We start from the raw sequence: 15,193 nt of genomic DNA, 5'->3' as shown, positions 1-15,193 counted from the left end.
CGAATTGCGAGAAAGCCCCTACATTTTGACCTTTCAGCAATTTGATAGATTGACAATTTTGTGGTAATGAAAAATGGAAAATTGTAGTAGGTAAGCGATCGCTCCACCCTTCCCCAAACACTTTTTAGGCTATGGTAACTTTGATAATTAATGTTATCTTTTTTATAAAACACTAACTATTGTCCAACAGTTAAGGAAAAAAATCATGGGTACTAGAGAAGCATCTTTTTTATTAGGTATATCTCGTCAACGTTTATTAGTTTTACTCGCTCAAGGAAGAGTTAAAGGAGCCGAAAAAAAGGGTAGATTCTGGGAAATACCAGCTTCTGAGAGTGGAATGCCGGTAATAATTCCGGCTCGGCGGGGTCCGAAAGGTATGTGGCGCAAGAGAGAATCTACCACACCAAAAATGATTCATGTCAATCAAAACAAAATTCAAAGTAATAAAAGTAAGCCTCCAACAGAATTGGAAGCTGTAGTGTCAGTTAAGCACGGCGGTAAGAACTATTATGGTTATGAGTTATATATTTCAGGTCCTTGCCAAATCGTCTATCGACCTTATAAACCAGCAAGTTGTGGCGCTCACTTGTGGATTAATACTTTTGATTCTGTGCAATTTATAGATACTAAATCGAATCCAGCTACCGCAAGGCAATCCAGCAAGCAAATCTACGCATAGTTCATTTCCATCTTAGGGTGGAAAAAAGTGCGCCTATTTGAGTCTAGAAAGCTCAAAAAGTTTACAGGGTGACAAATTTCTAAGTCTTTTAGTACATCTGCCGAAAGTTGGCTCAACCAGCAAACCCAATACAACATAATATGGCAAGCAGAAATGACCATCCGTGATATTGAGGTCAAGCGTTTGTCGGCAATTTGATTTGCCTTTATCCAGTCTCACAATTTTTTGCAGCGGACGGACGAGCGATCGCTCCGACTAATATGTTTCACTCCACTAAAGCGATATAGCTGCCGCTAGGCTCCGCCAACGCTTCAAAAACTTCTATATCTCAAAATTAGTTGAACACTTAACTTTTACTTATAAGTTTTAGTCTTTTAGTTTGAATATTTTTAATTTTGTCAGGATTTGATGACAAAAAAGGAGAAGATTTGTCTGATGCACCTAACTAAGTTTCAATGTTTTTAGCACTTTAGCTCAGTTGTGTGATACTCTAAATAATAGAAAAATCCAAGAGTAAGTATTGCTTAAGAGAATTTTGACGCTGCAAATACTGATTATTTCGTTGTTTTAGAGGCAAATAGTCTTGTGTTCCTCAAGCATAAATTACAAATTTTTATCTCCTAACTTTTGGGCAGTTTGAGAAATTGACAATTTTGTGGTATGCGAAAGGAAAAAGGAAGACAAATATGACCGATTAGTATTTATATATGAGATTAAGGAATGTCCCGTTTCCACAGGGTCTTCAATAGAGAAAACTCAACATCAACAAATATTTGTTGGGTATCTCCTACGGATAAGCTACGCTAACACTATCGTTCTAGCCAACCTACATTGACTTTTGATTACTTTTCTGCTACGAGTTAAAAGTTAACAAAATATTGATTTATGGATAACTAATGAGCGATCGCGAGATAGTTGATAAAAATATAGTCAAATATGACATATCCTTATTTTGCAGGTCTTACTCTGACTGGATGAACTACAACACCACGCCAGTTGCTTCAAGTCGGGGGACCCGCCCAACGCACTGGCTTCTCTATCCCATAGCCAAAAGCATTTGGGACTGCTTTTTCTTTTCCTCTTTGCATGATGATCTCCCTGATTCAATTTCTACTTGGTCATAATACAGAGGCTTGGACGTAGGTTCTTATGTGTCTAGAGGTAGCGTGTCAGTCCAGGAATTTCACCCTATTGAACTCAGATCGTTGACTCTTGAGGCTATTTAGTTTTCTATTATTACAGGCATTGTTAGATTATGTCAATAGTCGCCCAAATTTATGGAGACAAAAGACTATATTTAACTACATAAGACTATATTTGTGTTGAGTGTTTATGATACCGAAAATTGATAAAAAGGGTCTCAGGGAGTTTGGTCTAATAGTAGGTGGTGTTTTTGGCGGTTTATTTGGCCTATTACTACCATTACTCCACAGAAATTGGCCTCCGCATCCATGGCCTTGGATAATTGCTACTCCTCTATTGGTATTGGCAATTGTTTCACCCTCTACTTTGGGACCTGTTTATAAGTTTTGGATGCGGGTGGGAATTTTCCTGAGTACAATAATGACTCCCCTATGGATGGGGTTAGTATTTTATCTTGTAGTTATGCCAATGGGTTTGATTATGCGAATGTTTAAAAAAGACCCTATGGAGCGACAATTTAATACTGAAACTTCAACTTATCGGGTGATGAGTCAATTAAAAACTAGAGAAAGTATGGAGCGACCTTTTTAAATGTTTGAAGGAATATTAGAGTTTCTTAAAGACCTTTGGGGTTTTATGGGAGAGCGGAAAAAGTATTGGTTATTGCCTTTGATTATTACTTTAGTTTTGTTAGGAGCTTTGATTGTTCTGAGTCAGTCTTCTGTAATTGCGCCGTTTATTTATACTTTGTTTTAATCTGACTATGTTGGCAGTAAAGAAGAAAGGAAAAAGTTTTTTTAACTTTACCTATGTCTTCCTTGACCGAAAATTTTGGCTAAAGACTCTCTGCTTTTAAGAGGATAAAAAAGAGAATATTCTATATTTCCATTTCCAGCAGAAGGTTTTAGCTAGAGGTACTGATAACTGAAGTTACCGAAAATTTTGGGTAAATAGCTTCTGCTTTTGAGAGGATAAAAAAGAGAATATTCTATATTTCTAGCAGAAGGTTTTAGCTAGGAGTACTGATAACTGAAGTTACCGAAAATTTTGGGTAAATAGTCTCTGCTTTTGAGAGGATAAAAAAAAGAGAATATTCTATATTTCCATTTCTAGCAGAAGGTTTTAGCTAGAGGTACTGATAACTGAAGTTACCGAAAATTTTGGGTAAATAGCTTCTGCTTTTGAGAGGATAAAAAAAAGAGAATATTCTATATTTCTAGCAGAAGGTTTTAGCTAGAGGTACTGATAACTGAAATTACCGAAAATTTTGAGTAAATACTCTCTGCTTTTGAGAGGATAAAAAAGAGAATATTCTATATTTCCATTTCTAGCAGAAGGTTTTAGCTAGAGGTACTGATAACTGAAGTTACCGAAAATTTTGAGTAAATACTCTCTGCTTTTGAGAGGATAAAAAAAAGAGAATATTCTATATTTCCATTTCTAGCAGAAGGTTTTAGCTAGAGGTACTGATAACTGAAATTACCGAAAATTTTGGCTAAAGACTCTCTGCTTTTGAGAGGATACAAAAAGAGAATATTCTATATTTTCATTTCCAGCAGAAGGTTTTAGCTAGAGGTACTGATAACTGAAATTACCGAAAATTTTGAGTAAATACTCTCTGCTTTTGAGAGGATAAAAAAAAGAGAATATTCTATATTTCCATTTCTAGCAGAAGGTTTTAGCTAGAGGTACTGATAACTGAAGTTACCGAAAATTTTGAGTAAATAGTCTCTGCTTTTGAGAGGATAAAAAAGAGAATATTCTATATTTCCATTTCTAGCAGAAGGTTTTAGCTAGAGGTACTGATAACTGAAATTACCGAAAATTTTGGCTAAAGACTCTCTGCTTTTGAGAGGATACAAAAAGAGAATATTCTATATTTTCATTTCCAGCAGAAGGTTTCAACTAGAGGTACTAATAACTGAAATTACCGAAAATTTTGGCTAAAGACTCTCTGCTTTTGAGAGGATAAAAAAAAGAGAATATTCTATATTTCCATTTCCAGCAGAAGGTTTCAACTAGAGGTACTAATAACTGATAATTGAAAAGTTGGGTTTATCCTGCGGATAAACTCCGCTAATTTTTTTCAACCCAATCTACACGATCAAAATACAAAAAAATTATAGCTGAGAGGATGATTAAACTAAAAACTTTGGCGGTAAATTTAGGTATGATTTTCGCCAGTTTATTTGTTGGGGTAGCGATCGCTGAAGTAGGAGCAAGAATTGCTGGTTTGGAGGGTTTAAAAAAAATGCCGGAAAGTACCCATGCAGAATTTTATCCTACGTTTCATACTATTCCTCATCCGGTTAGAGGTTGGGAATATAGAGGTAATGTTTCTGGTTGGTGGACGAGCGAAGGAAAGGCTTATTTAGAGTTTAATAGTCATGGTCTTAGAGGACCGGAAATTACTAAAGCAAAACCAGAAAATACTCTAAGAATTGCTGTACTTGGAGATTCTTTTACTTCAGCAGTGCAGATTTCTTATCAGCAAACTTTTGTGGCAGTAATGGAGAAGGAATTGGGAAAATGTGTCGATTTAAAAAGTCAAAAAGTAGAGGTAATTAATTTTGGAGTGGATGGTTATGGTACAGCCCAACAATTATTAACTCTGCGAGAAAAAGTATGGGATTTTCAGCCTGATATTGTGCTTTTAGCTTTTTTTATGGGCAATGATGTTACGGATAATTCTCGAAAGTTAGAAAATAATCATTATCGACCTTTTTTTGTTTATGAAAATGGGAAGTTAGAATTAGATTTATCATTTAGACAGCTAACTATTAGTCAAGCAAACCGCTACATGATTACTACAGTTGATAAATTACCGACTTGGCTAGTAAATAATGTAAGAATTTTACAGATTATCAAAAAAGTAGAGGCAGACCAAAGGAAGAGAAATGCGGCAAGACACTTTGAAAATTTACAAGCAAATAATTTTAGAGAACCACCAAATTATGCTTGGAAAGAAGCTTGGAAAATTACAGATGAACTAATTGGAATTATGGCAAAAGAAGTTCAAGAAAAAGGAGCAGAATTTAAAGTAGCTACAGTGATGACTCCGATGCAAGTTCATCCCCATAAAGGATGGCGAGAAGGATATATGAAAATCATGAATATTCAAGACTGGTTATATCCGATAAAAAGACTGCAAAATTTAGGAGAAACTTATAATTTTTCTGTGATTGATTTAGTTGAACCTTTTGATGATTATGTTGCAGAAAATCCTGTTTGTGTTCATGGGTTTAAAAATACGGCAATGTGTGCAGGACATTGGAATGCTACAGGACATAAATTGGCAGGAGAAATTATTGCTGAAAATTTATGTAAAGGGCTTAGGGGAGTAGGGGAGTAAGGGAGTAGGGGAGTAAGGGAGTAAGGGAGTATTTTAGGTAGATGAGAACAGAAAAATTAAGGGACAATTCTTCTTCCTTCCTTCTCTGTAATTCTCCTGAATTCTTACTCCTACCCTTACCAAAAGACTTTTTCTTAACAAAAAAATCTCCAATAGAATGAAAAAACTCAAGAATTTAGCCATCAATTTAGGATTAACATTAGGTACATTAATATTTACTCTGACAGTAGGTGAAATAGGATTAAGAATAGCAGGAATTGAGCATCCAACGATAAAAATAGATGGAGATCAAAATCCTCTCCATACTTTCAAAGATATGTACAGAGGTTGGGCAGGAAAACCTAATGGTAAAGGATTTTGGCAGGAAGAAGGTATCCCTTCTGAAATAATAATGAATAGTGGAGGATTTCGCGATTATGAACGGAGTAAAAATAAACCAGAAAATGGATTAAGAATTGCCTTATTAGGAGATTCTTTTACAGAAGCACTTAATGTCAAGTTAGAAGACACTTATGGTGCAATAATGGAAGAAAAATTACAAGAATGCTCTGGGTTAAAAAACCGAAAAGTAGAAGTAATGAATTTTGGCGTAAATGGTTATGGAACAGCACAACAATTAATGACTTTAAGACATCATGTTTGGGATTATCAACCAGATTTTGTCATTTTAGCTTTTTATCCAGGTAACGATATTAGTAACAATTATCGTGCTCTAGAACATGACCATTTACGCCCTTATTTTGTTTACCAAGATGGGCAACTTGTGGCAGATATGTCATTCCGAAATTTGAAGTTTTGGCAGAGAAATCGTTATGCTTTTTCTCTGGTAGATTTCTTGCCATATTGGTTAATAAAAAATTCTCGAATTCTACAGTTAATTAGAAAGGTAGATATTGATGCTAAACGCCGTCAGTATAATCGGGATTACAATGCAATTAATATAGATTTTTTCAAAGAACCAAAACCTAATTCTGATTGGGAAGAAGCTTGGGATGTAACTGAGGGTTTGATTAAGTTAATACGAGATGAAGTACATGAAAAAAAGGCAGATTTTATGCTGATAACAGTTAGTCATTCTTCTCAAGTACTGCCCGATCTTCAAGAGCGCGATAACTTGAAAAAAATTTTAAATGTGTCAAATTTATTTTACCCAGATATCAGGCTGAAAAATTTTGGGAAAGAGGAAAATATACCAGTCTATAATTTAGCTGGACCTATTTGGAATGAGGCTAAAAAAACAGGTAAATGTTTACATGGTTTTGATAATGCACTTCCCTGTGGCGGTCATTGGAATGTAGAAGGTCATAAGTTGGTAGGGGAAATAATGGGAAATTATTTGTGCGAGAAATATAGGAGTTAGGAGTCTTTTCAGTTATCAGTTATCAGTTATCAGTTATCAGTCAGAATTTTAAAGATGTTCAGCTCAAGTTAATTATTACTCAGAATAAAGCCATCTAATCCTCGTTTCAAATGTACTCTTGTCAGCAAGTTTTAGTAGGTAAAAATCCCGAATTAATTGCTATTTTAACATTCTTGTGCGAACAGTCTCACAAGCTCACTAACATGGGAATATATTATGGCAGACAATTATATTTTAAGTCTCACAAAACTCTGGGTAAGTATGACGCAGGAATTAGTCTACAAAAAGAACTATCATTACAAAGTTTTATATTCGCTCTTCAGCACAACAAATACTGAGAACTGTAGCTGAATCATTTCGCTCTTATTATGGTCTGATTATTGCCTACAATGAAGGAAAAATCTCAGACAGACCAAAAATTCCTAACTACAGAAAAAAAGGGGGAATGGCTACAGTAAGTTACCCCAAGCAAGCATTAAAACTTAAAGGTAATCAAATTAGAGTGCCACGCTTGTAATACCTGTAAACGCTGGTTTGGAGTAGATAGCTTTTTAATTCCAATGCCGAGCAATCTAGAATTTTCATCTCTGAAAGAACTGAGAATATTACCCAGAAATAAATGTTTTTATTGGGAAGCGTGTCTATGAAAAAGAAGTGGTAATTAAACCTCAATTAAATCAAGACAATGTATTAGGAATTGACCATGGTGTAAATAATTGGTTGAGTTGTGTCTCTAATGTAGGTACTAGTTTAATTGTAGATGGTAAACATCTCAAATCAATGAATCGTTGGTACAACAAACAGATATCAACTATCAAAGAAAATAAATCTCAAGGATTTTGGTCAAATAAGCTAGCTGCCATTACTGAAATTCGTAACCGCCAAATCCGTGACGGTATTAACAAAGCAGCTAGAATAGTAATTAATCATTGTTTAAAAATTCTATTGGTAAAATTGTATTTGGTTGGAATAAAGGTCAGAAAAATCAAATAGAATTAGGAAAGAAAAGTAATTCAGAATTTGTACCAATTCCCACAGCTAGAATCAAAGAAAGAATAGCTCAGTTGTGCGACGAATATGGAATAATATTGATAGAAACCGAAGAAAGTTATACTTGTAGGGGCGAATGGCATTCGCCCCTTCATTTTTAGATGGTGACTATCTACCTATTTATGGTGAGAAACCCAATGATTGGAAACCTAAGTCTTTCAGACAAGCTTTCCTACGGAATGCTACGCAAACGCTTTTCATGTCGCGCAGCGAAACAGGAAAAAGAATAAAGCGATGCAGCGCGGTCTTGGGGGTTTCCCCCATGAGCGACTGCATCAAGACAGCGTGGTTTGTATAGAACTGGTAATAATTGCTTGATTAATGCAGACTGTAATGGGGCTGCAAATATCATCACAAAAGTAAGCAGAAAGCTAGGGTTAAACTTAAGCCGACTGTGTAGGGGCACTTTGACTTGTCCCCAGAGAGTGTATCTTTGGTCAGCTAAGAAAAAACGGAGCAACATGGACTTATCCTGTTGCGTAGTATCAACTTAGAATCCCCTCGGCTTTAGCCAGGAGAGTAGTCAATCATTTTTATACTTCCGATCCAAATAATAGAATAGGCAGTTAGTGCTTGATACACTTAACTATCGAGACGAGTTTGTTGGTTTCTGGGCACTTCCTCCAGGTACGGATGGTTTAGTTTAGGACAGGAGAGGCAAAATTTAAAGCTTTGAGGACTTACGAAAAGGCACTATATATAGTAGATAAAAACTATAGCACTATGGTATATATAGTGTTTTTATCGGAAAAATGCGTAAGTCCTGGCTTTAAAGCTTCGATGGAGAACTTGTAGGGATGTACCATCAGGACTTACGCAAAGACACTATGTATAGAGTCCAGTAACTATTGTCCAATAGTTACAAGTACTATATATAGCGTATCTGTGTAAGTCCTAACCATGAAAAGTCCCTACATTTTTTTCATGCCTATACTATATATATGTAGATATAACCCGGCTGAAAAGTGGTCATTGCGACGAGAGGAAGCAATCTCAGGGATTTTCAAGATTGCTCCCTTCCACTTTGTTCTAGTCGCAATGATCTACAATAACTAATTATTAGAATTTGAACTGAAAAAACCAGAATAAAATTATGTCTAATTACAAAGAAAATCCTAATAATTTTGCTCCCTATTTAAAACATCAAGGTCGCACAATAGAAGAACAATTACGTCTTAATCAACCAGTAATGGAATGGTTAAAAAAACAAATAGAAGAAAAAGTCACAGAAACCGAAATACAAACCAGAAAAGAAAACTTAGAAAAATTCAAACAAATTCTTGACAGCTTCAGACCACTAGGACATAAATTATATAGCGAAAAATGATAGTTTTTATTGATAGTAGTGTTTTAGGTTTACTATAATCTCCAAACGAAAAATTAGAAGTTCAACAATGTCAAGAATGGCTATACTCCTTATTATCAAAAGGTGTTTATGTTATTAGTTCAGATTTATGTGATTATGAAGTCAGAAGAAGTTTAATTTTAAAATCAATCAGAGGAACATCAAATCAAAGTATTGATAATCTAAATAATTTAGACAATTTAATTGATTTTTTACCTATTACAAAATCAGTGATGCAACAAGCTGCCCAGTTGTGGGCAATTTCTCGTTTTCAAGGGATGCCTACAGCTAATCCTCAAAATATTGATGTTGATGTAATTATTGCAGCTCAATGTCAACTAATGCAAATCGAAAATCCTGGTCAAAACCTCGTAGTTGCTACCGCAAATGTTAAGCATTTGAGTCGTTTTATTAACGCTCAAAAATGGTATGAGATTAAATATTAATATTAGACCTCTTCAGAAAAGAGGGAACAGGGAGAAGTCAAAGTAGTCTCAATCAAGACTGATTGATAAATAATTGTCAAAAAAAGATAAAAACCTTGGCAACTATTTAACTTTTGAAGTATAGCTGAAGCATAGCATTACTTTTAGTAATTGGTATAAAATATGAATGAAAAAATTTGGCAAGAGACTATTATTTCCACGTTGTATCTTCAAAAATAAGGTAAGCATTTCCTGCGGAATGCTGCGCAAACAGCTATTAGCAGTCAGCTATCAGCTAATTAGTAATGAATAATTACTTCTCCGGTTTAGAAATGGGACTTTGCCAGTAAATTTTTATTCTTTCTCAATTGAAAAGGTTGCTTTTATCTTCTCCAAAATTAATAGCTGATAGCTAATAGCTGACGGCTGAATGCTTACAAAATAAGAAAATTCCCAGAATTGTTTCAATTTTCGGCTACTATATATAACTTGATTTTTAACTTAACTTATTCTCAATACTAAAACTAAGAATAATTTCTTGCTCAAGTAAATTTTATAGAATGAAAAAACTGAAAAATTTAGCTATCAATTTAGGATTAACACTCAGTACATTAATATTTACTATCGCTATAGGTGAAATAGGTCTAAGAGTAGGAGGAATTGAGCATCCCCCACCGCCAAGAATGGATGCGGAAGTAGATGAAAATACTCCCTACACTTTCCAAGACTCTTATCGAGGTTGGGGAGGAAACCCTAATGGCAAATCTTTTTGGACTGGAGAAGGTATACCTTCGGAAATAAAAATGAATAGTGGAGGGTTTAGGGATTATGAACGGAGTAAAACTAAACCGGAAAATGGATTGAGAATTGCTTTATTAGGAGATTCTTTTACGGAAGCACTTCAGGTAAAGTTAGAAGATACTCATGCTGCAATAATAGAAGAAAGTTTACAGCAATGTCCTGTTTTAAAAGACCGGAAAGTTGAGGTAATGAATTTCGGAGTACAGGGTTATGGAACAGCACAACAATTAATGACTTTAAGACATCATGTTTGGGATTATTCACCAGATTTAGTCATCTTAATTTTTTTTGCTGCTAACGACCTTCGTAATAATTCTCGTACTTTGGAACATGACCATTTACGACCCTATTTTATTTATGAAGATGGTCAACTTGTGGCAGATATGTCATTCCGTGATTTGAAGTTTTGGCAGAGAGATCGTTATGCTTTTTCTCTAGTGGATTTCTTACCATTTTGGTTAGTGGAAAATTCTCGGATTTTACAGCTAATTAGAAAGGTAGATATTGATGGAAAACGCCGTCAGTATGAAAAAGATTATAGTGAAATTAATATGGCTTTCTATCAAGATCCAAAAGCAAATTATGATTGGGAAGAAACTTGGAAAGTGACTGAGGGTTTGATTAAATTAATGAGAGATGAAGTCTACGAAAAAGGGGCAGATTTTATGGTGATAACAGCTAGTGATTCTCATCAGGTTTTACCGGATATTCAAAGGCGTGATGGATTGAGAAAGTCTTTGAATGTACCAAATTTATTTTATCCAGATATCAGGCTAAAAAATTTTGGTAAGGAGGAAAATATACCAGTTTATACTTTAGCCGGACCTATTTGGGATGAGGCTAAAAAAACAGGTAAATGTTTCCATGGTTTTGATAATGCAATTCCCTGTGGAGGTCATTGGAATATGGCAGGTCATAAATTTGTAGGGGAAATAATGGCAAATTATCTTTGTGAAAGATATACTACTTTGCTAAGTAAATAGAAGTAAGGAAGAGGGAAGAAGGAAGAGGGAAGAAGGAAGAGAGAAGAAGGAGTTTACTTATCTAGAATAGAAGGAGTTTACTTATAGTTATTTGACTTAAGAATGATACTAATTTGAAAAAAGAATGTTACGAATAGTAAGAGAAATAAAAAGACAAATGCAGGATATGTCCTTTGACAAAAAGAATGATTTCCGACCTGAAAAATGGTATTTAAGCTATTCCCATACGACTCCTGACTCCTGACTCCTGACTCCTAAGAAATATCCTAGCTATTTGTAGCAAATATTTATCAATTTGGTATGAGACATTAAGCTATACAATAATCACGGATAATTTCATCTAAAGATTTATGTGAAGGGGCATACATTCTGGCTCTCTTTAATGCACTAAAATCATGTTCAATATCATTTACTATTACTTTTTTTCTTAACTCTAAACTATAAGTCATTCTTTAAACTCCCCTCAATTCTATTTGAAGATTTTACTCTATTTTTGTCTCATCCTTAAGTTGAACAATTATATCTAGGATAGAAGGAGTTTAGTTATCTAGGAGGTAGGAGAGAAGAAGTTTAGTTATCTAAGATAGAAGGAGTAAATATTGAAAAAAATTGGTCAAACAATATTAGACAAATATATTGCTAATTCATTTAAAACTGCTATGGAAAAGAAAGAGTAAGCATTCATCAAAAATCCAGATGGAAAATTTAGTATAAAAAATGAAAAAGCTACAAAATTTAGTAGTAACCCTAGTGTCGCTACGCGGAAGTTAAAAGTCAGTATGGGGGAATAGCCATTCCCCCATACAAAAGCGAGTGCTAATTGGCGAGGTTTCCTCAGAATGTAAGACGCACTCAAGAAAGTCAAAAGTAAGGCTTTTAGGATTTTGTAACTGGTCAGTTATTTCCGCCATCCTGCACTAAGAATAACAATAAGTACATTTAATTAAGGCTTGCTGATTAAATCTAAAAGTGTTTACAGATAAAAGTAAGTGCCTTTTTAAGTATCAAAAAGTGCGCAGTTTTAAGTGGCTCAGGTTCAAAAATTTAGGATTTTGGTCAAGAGTTGGGCAGAAAAATCAAGGGACGATTCTTCCTACTATCTCCTCTATAATTCCCATTTATCCTAACTCGCTCCTCCCCTCCTGGGAGGGGCTAGGGATGGGTTGACTCCTCCCCTTACTAAAAGACTTTTCAGCAAACCTAATTATAACAACACGCAATTAGGGTAAACAAAAATTCAGCAATGCTATGAAAATTTTTAAATTAATGCAGGGAATAAAAACAGGATTTACTTTAGTTAGTATTAACTTGGTTTTAGCATTTATTGGCTTAGAGGCTGTTTCATTAGGATTTTATTATTTTCAGGAAAAGCAACTATTTTATACTAGAAAAAATACTGTTTCTCAAGTTCGGGAAGAGTTGGAAAAAACAGGAACTAGACTAAATACAGATATAAATAATGAATCAATCTTAGAGCGACTACATCCTTTTTTTGGCTATGTATTAAAAGAAGGAAGTTTTACCCACGAAGAATCAGGAATAAGGGTTAATAATTATGGTTTTCTATCTAAGTATGATTATCCTTTTGTTAAAAGCAATAAAAATCAGTTTGTTATCGGTGTATTTGGCGGTTCAGTTGCTAATGATTTGGCTCTAAATTCGGTTATTAATCAAGCTAGAGGAAATGAAGGATTTATTGAATATATAAAACGAATTCCTCAATTCAAAGACAAAGAAATTATCATTTTATCTTTTGCCGGTGGGGGTTATAAACAACCACAACAGTTATTAATGCTTAACTATTTTATTTCTATTGGGCAAGAATTTGATTTAGTTATTAATATAGATGGGTTCAATGAAGTAGCACTATCTCACCAAAATAATCAGGAAAGAATAGATTTATCTTTGCCAAGCATACAACATATCCTACCTTTAACACAGTTAGCTAGCAATGATTTGTCAGTAATGAAGGCGATCGTTCAAATTAGCGAACTGAAAAATAATTTATCAACTGCTATTAATAAATTGGAAAGTTGTAAATTAGCATTGTGTCATGGTTGGAGAAGTTTGCAGGTTAAAGGATTATTAGATAGATATCAAGCAGAGATTATCAAATATGATGAACAAGTCGCCAGAAATTCTAGCAAAATTGATGGGAGTAATAGTCTAGTATCTTTGAAGAAAATGTCAGAAGTATTAGAGGATAAAGTTGCTTTTGAGAAAGTTGCTCAAAATTGGTATGAGTCATCACTAACAATGAGTCAAATTCTAGCCGAGAGAAATATATGGTATTTTCACTTTATTCAGCCTAATCAATATTATTCGACAGAAAGAGTATTTAGCCCAGAAGAAAAAATTTTTATTATTGAAGGTCATCCTTATGCCATAGGAGTTAGAAAAGGTTATCCAGTATTATTTTCTAAAATTAATAGCTTAGAAGAAGCAGAGGTTAATATATTTAATACTGTGAATATTTTTGATGGGGAAAAAGAAATAGTTTATCGAGATGCTTGCTGCCATTACAATATGATGGGTCAGACAATATTAGAAGAATATATTGTTAATGCCATCAAAACTATCATGGAAGAGTAAGCATTCAGCTATCAGCTATCAGCTATCAGCTATTAATTCATGGCTTTTCTCACAGGAATTAGTATTGAGAGATTTAAGGAGAATTATAAAGTATAAAAAGAGTGATATTTGCCTTATATGACTTTGATAAAATTAAAATTTATTACAGTCAATAGTTTTGACTTGAGATGATAGTTGAATGGTTAAAGCTTATATTCATTAATGGATAATTACTTCGGGTTTTAACCGTTACGGAATTGAATATAAGGAAATATCCTAGCACTTTTTTTCCCTTGTAGAGCAACAGCTCGCGGCCTCGCCTTGGGGAGGCAAATATTGCTAATTATTTAATTAATAATTATTAATTATTCGGTAATTATATTTCTAGTTTCATAAGCATTTAACTGTTAGCAATTAGTTCTTAGCTTTTTAATGAATGAAACAAGCATTCACTTAACTTATGCTACATTTTCAACCGTAAGTATTCAGCCGTCAGTTATTAATTTTGGGTCTGCTTCAGTCATTAACAATTAACAATTAATAATTACCTCTTCTTAAAACGGATAGGATTGACTAAAAGGATTTTTTTTGATTCTCTTGGTCGATTGGATATGGCGCAGGTTTCGGAGCAATCCCACCCTCCGGGAAGCTGCGCTACGACCACTTTATCCCCTTAAAAGGGGAGGCTTCAAGGCGTGAATTGTTGAATGAATAATTATTAACTATCAACTCTTAATTATTAACTATCAACTCTTAATTATTAATTATTCATTATTAATTATTAATTATTTGGTAAAAGCAATCTTTGAAATTGAGAAAGAATAAAAAGTTACTGCTAAAGTCCCCAGACCAAACCTTAGAAGTAATTAGGGCTTGCTGATTAAATATCAAAGCATTGACTGATATTGCTTTCAGCATTTTTTTGCCTTTAAAAAGTGCAAGCTTTTCGGTCTAAAGAGCTGCATAAAGCTAGTATTTTGGGATGATTATGGCAGAACAATCTTGGGACAATTTTTACGACTACCTCCTCTATAATTTCCATTTCTCCTGTCTCCTGTCTTCCCCTCCTCCTGGGAGGGGAGGGGCGAGGGGTGGGTTGGGAGGGGTCAGGGGTGGGTTGTCTCCTGTCTCCTACCCCTACCAAAAGACTTTTGAGCGCAAACCCTAATTATCTTTCTAGTTTCATAAGGATTCAACTATTAGTAGTTAGTTCTTAGCTTTTTAATGAATGAAACAAGCATTCACTTAACTTCTGCTATATTTTCAACCAGAGAATTGAAGCACAAGAACGACGCTCTTTAGTTGTCAACTACAGGTCATTTCAGTTATAAGTTATCAGTACATCTACAATAAGGAGGCAAGAAAATGCGGAATATGCTATTTTCTCTTGGTCGATTAGATATGGCGAAGTTTCCTCGCCATCTCTCGACCGCTTTTTATCCCCTTAAAAAGGGAGACTTTAGACCTGAATTTTTCAGTAATGA

The 15,193-nt window shown here is 34.4% G+C and carries 13 protein-coding genes and 1 pseudogene; 12 read left to right on the top strand and 2 right to left on the bottom strand.

The features are described from left to right. The first annotated feature begins 205 nt into the window (after nucleotides 1-205). From SAGCYANO_RS02020 to SAGCYANO_RS01985, 8 genes are all read left to right on the top strand, one after another. Nucleotides 206-679, top strand: coding sequence for a hypothetical protein (locus SAGCYANO_RS02020; protein ID WP_202218556.1), 474 nt, complete (start codon nucleotides 206-208; stop codon nucleotides 677-679). Between the two features lie 1,332 nt (nucleotides 680-2,011). Beyond that, complete coding sequence (locus SAGCYANO_RS02015) at nucleotides 2,012-2,413, top strand: SxtJ family membrane protein (protein ID WP_202218555.1); 402 nt, start codon at nucleotides 2,012-2,014, stop codon at nucleotides 2,411-2,413. Further along, entirely contained in the window at nucleotides 2,414-2,578 is a 165-nt protein-coding gene (locus SAGCYANO_RS02010) for a DUF5989 family protein (protein ID WP_202218554.1), read from the top strand. A 1,378-nt stretch (nucleotides 2,579-3,956) separates the two neighbouring features. Further along, the gene (locus tag SAGCYANO_RS02005; protein WP_202218553.1) at nucleotides 3,957-5,174 is read left to right on the top strand and encodes an SGNH/GDSL hydrolase family protein; all 1,218 of its coding nucleotides are present in this window, start codon (nucleotides 3,957-3,959) and stop codon (nucleotides 5,172-5,174) included. Nucleotides 5,175-5,331: 157 nt separating this feature from the next. After that, nucleotides 5,332-6,534: an SGNH/GDSL hydrolase family protein gene (locus SAGCYANO_RS02000; RefSeq protein ID WP_202218552.1), complete on the top strand. Its 1,203-nt coding sequence runs from the start codon at nucleotides 5,332-5,334 to the stop codon at nucleotides 6,532-6,534. A gap of 110 nt (nucleotides 6,535-6,644) precedes the next feature. Next, a complete protein-coding gene (locus SAGCYANO_RS01995; protein WP_202218551.1) occupies nucleotides 6,645-6,872 on the top strand; it encodes a hypothetical protein in 228 nt (75 codons plus the stop codon). A 316-nt stretch (nucleotides 6,873-7,188) separates the two neighbouring features. Beyond that, complete coding sequence (locus tag SAGCYANO_RS01990) at nucleotides 7,189-7,527, top strand: transposase (RefSeq protein WP_202218550.1); 339 nt, start codon at nucleotides 7,189-7,191, stop codon at nucleotides 7,525-7,527. After that, nucleotides 7,464-7,685 carry a hypothetical protein gene (locus tag SAGCYANO_RS01985; protein WP_202218572.1) on the top strand — a complete coding sequence of 74 codons (222 nt, stop codon included), beginning with the start codon at nucleotides 7,464-7,466 and terminating at the stop codon, nucleotides 7,683-7,685. The genes SAGCYANO_RS01990 and SAGCYANO_RS01985 overlap by 64 nt, the downstream gene beginning before the upstream one ends. 71 nt (nucleotides 7,686-7,756) lie before the next feature. Here the strand turns inward: SAGCYANO_RS01985 and SAGCYANO_RS43850 are convergent, their stop codons facing one another. Then, complete coding sequence (locus SAGCYANO_RS43850; RefSeq protein WP_237395614.1) at nucleotides 7,757-8,047, bottom strand: hypothetical protein; 291 nt, start codon at nucleotides 8,045-8,047, stop codon at nucleotides 7,757-7,759. Between the two features lie 630 nt (nucleotides 8,048-8,677). Between SAGCYANO_RS43850 and SAGCYANO_RS01975 the strand changes: the two genes are divergently transcribed. From SAGCYANO_RS01975 to SAGCYANO_RS01965, 3 genes are all read left to right on the top strand, one after another. Further along, the gene (locus tag SAGCYANO_RS01975) at nucleotides 8,678-8,911 is read left to right on the top strand and encodes a hypothetical protein (RefSeq protein WP_202218548.1); all 234 of its coding nucleotides are present in this window, start codon (nucleotides 8,678-8,680) and stop codon (nucleotides 8,909-8,911) included. Nucleotides 8,912-9,159: 248 nt separating this feature from the next. Beyond that, nucleotides 9,160-9,375, top strand: coding sequence for a type II toxin-antitoxin system VapC family toxin (locus SAGCYANO_RS01970; protein WP_237395605.1), 216 nt, complete (start codon nucleotides 9,160-9,162; stop codon nucleotides 9,373-9,375). A 539-nt stretch (nucleotides 9,376-9,914) separates the two neighbouring features. Then, nucleotides 9,915-11,138, top strand: coding sequence for an SGNH/GDSL hydrolase family protein (locus SAGCYANO_RS01965; RefSeq protein WP_202218547.1), 1,224 nt, complete (start codon nucleotides 9,915-9,917; stop codon nucleotides 11,136-11,138). Nucleotides 11,139-11,446: 308 nt separating this feature from the next. Here SAGCYANO_RS01965 and SAGCYANO_RS01960 read toward each other — a convergent pair. Further along, a pseudogene (locus tag SAGCYANO_RS01960) lies at nucleotides 11,447-11,551 on the bottom strand (IS630 family transposase); the annotation flags it as partial. Nucleotides 11,552-12,386: 835 nt separating this feature from the next. Between SAGCYANO_RS01960 and SAGCYANO_RS01955 the strand changes: the two are divergent. After that, nucleotides 12,387-13,730 (top strand): hypothetical protein, encoded by a 1,344-nt coding sequence (locus SAGCYANO_RS01955; RefSeq protein ID WP_202218546.1) that lies wholly within the window; start codon nucleotides 12,387-12,389, stop codon nucleotides 13,728-13,730. The last annotated feature ends 1,463 nt before the right edge of the window (nucleotides 13,731-15,193 follow it).

Source organism: Okeania sp. KiyG1 (genome assembly GCF_014132355.1).
Taxonomy (GTDB): domain Bacteria; phylum Cyanobacteriota; class Cyanobacteriia; order Cyanobacteriales; family Microcoleaceae; genus Okeania.
This window is presented reverse-complemented; position numbering and strand designations above follow the sequence as displayed.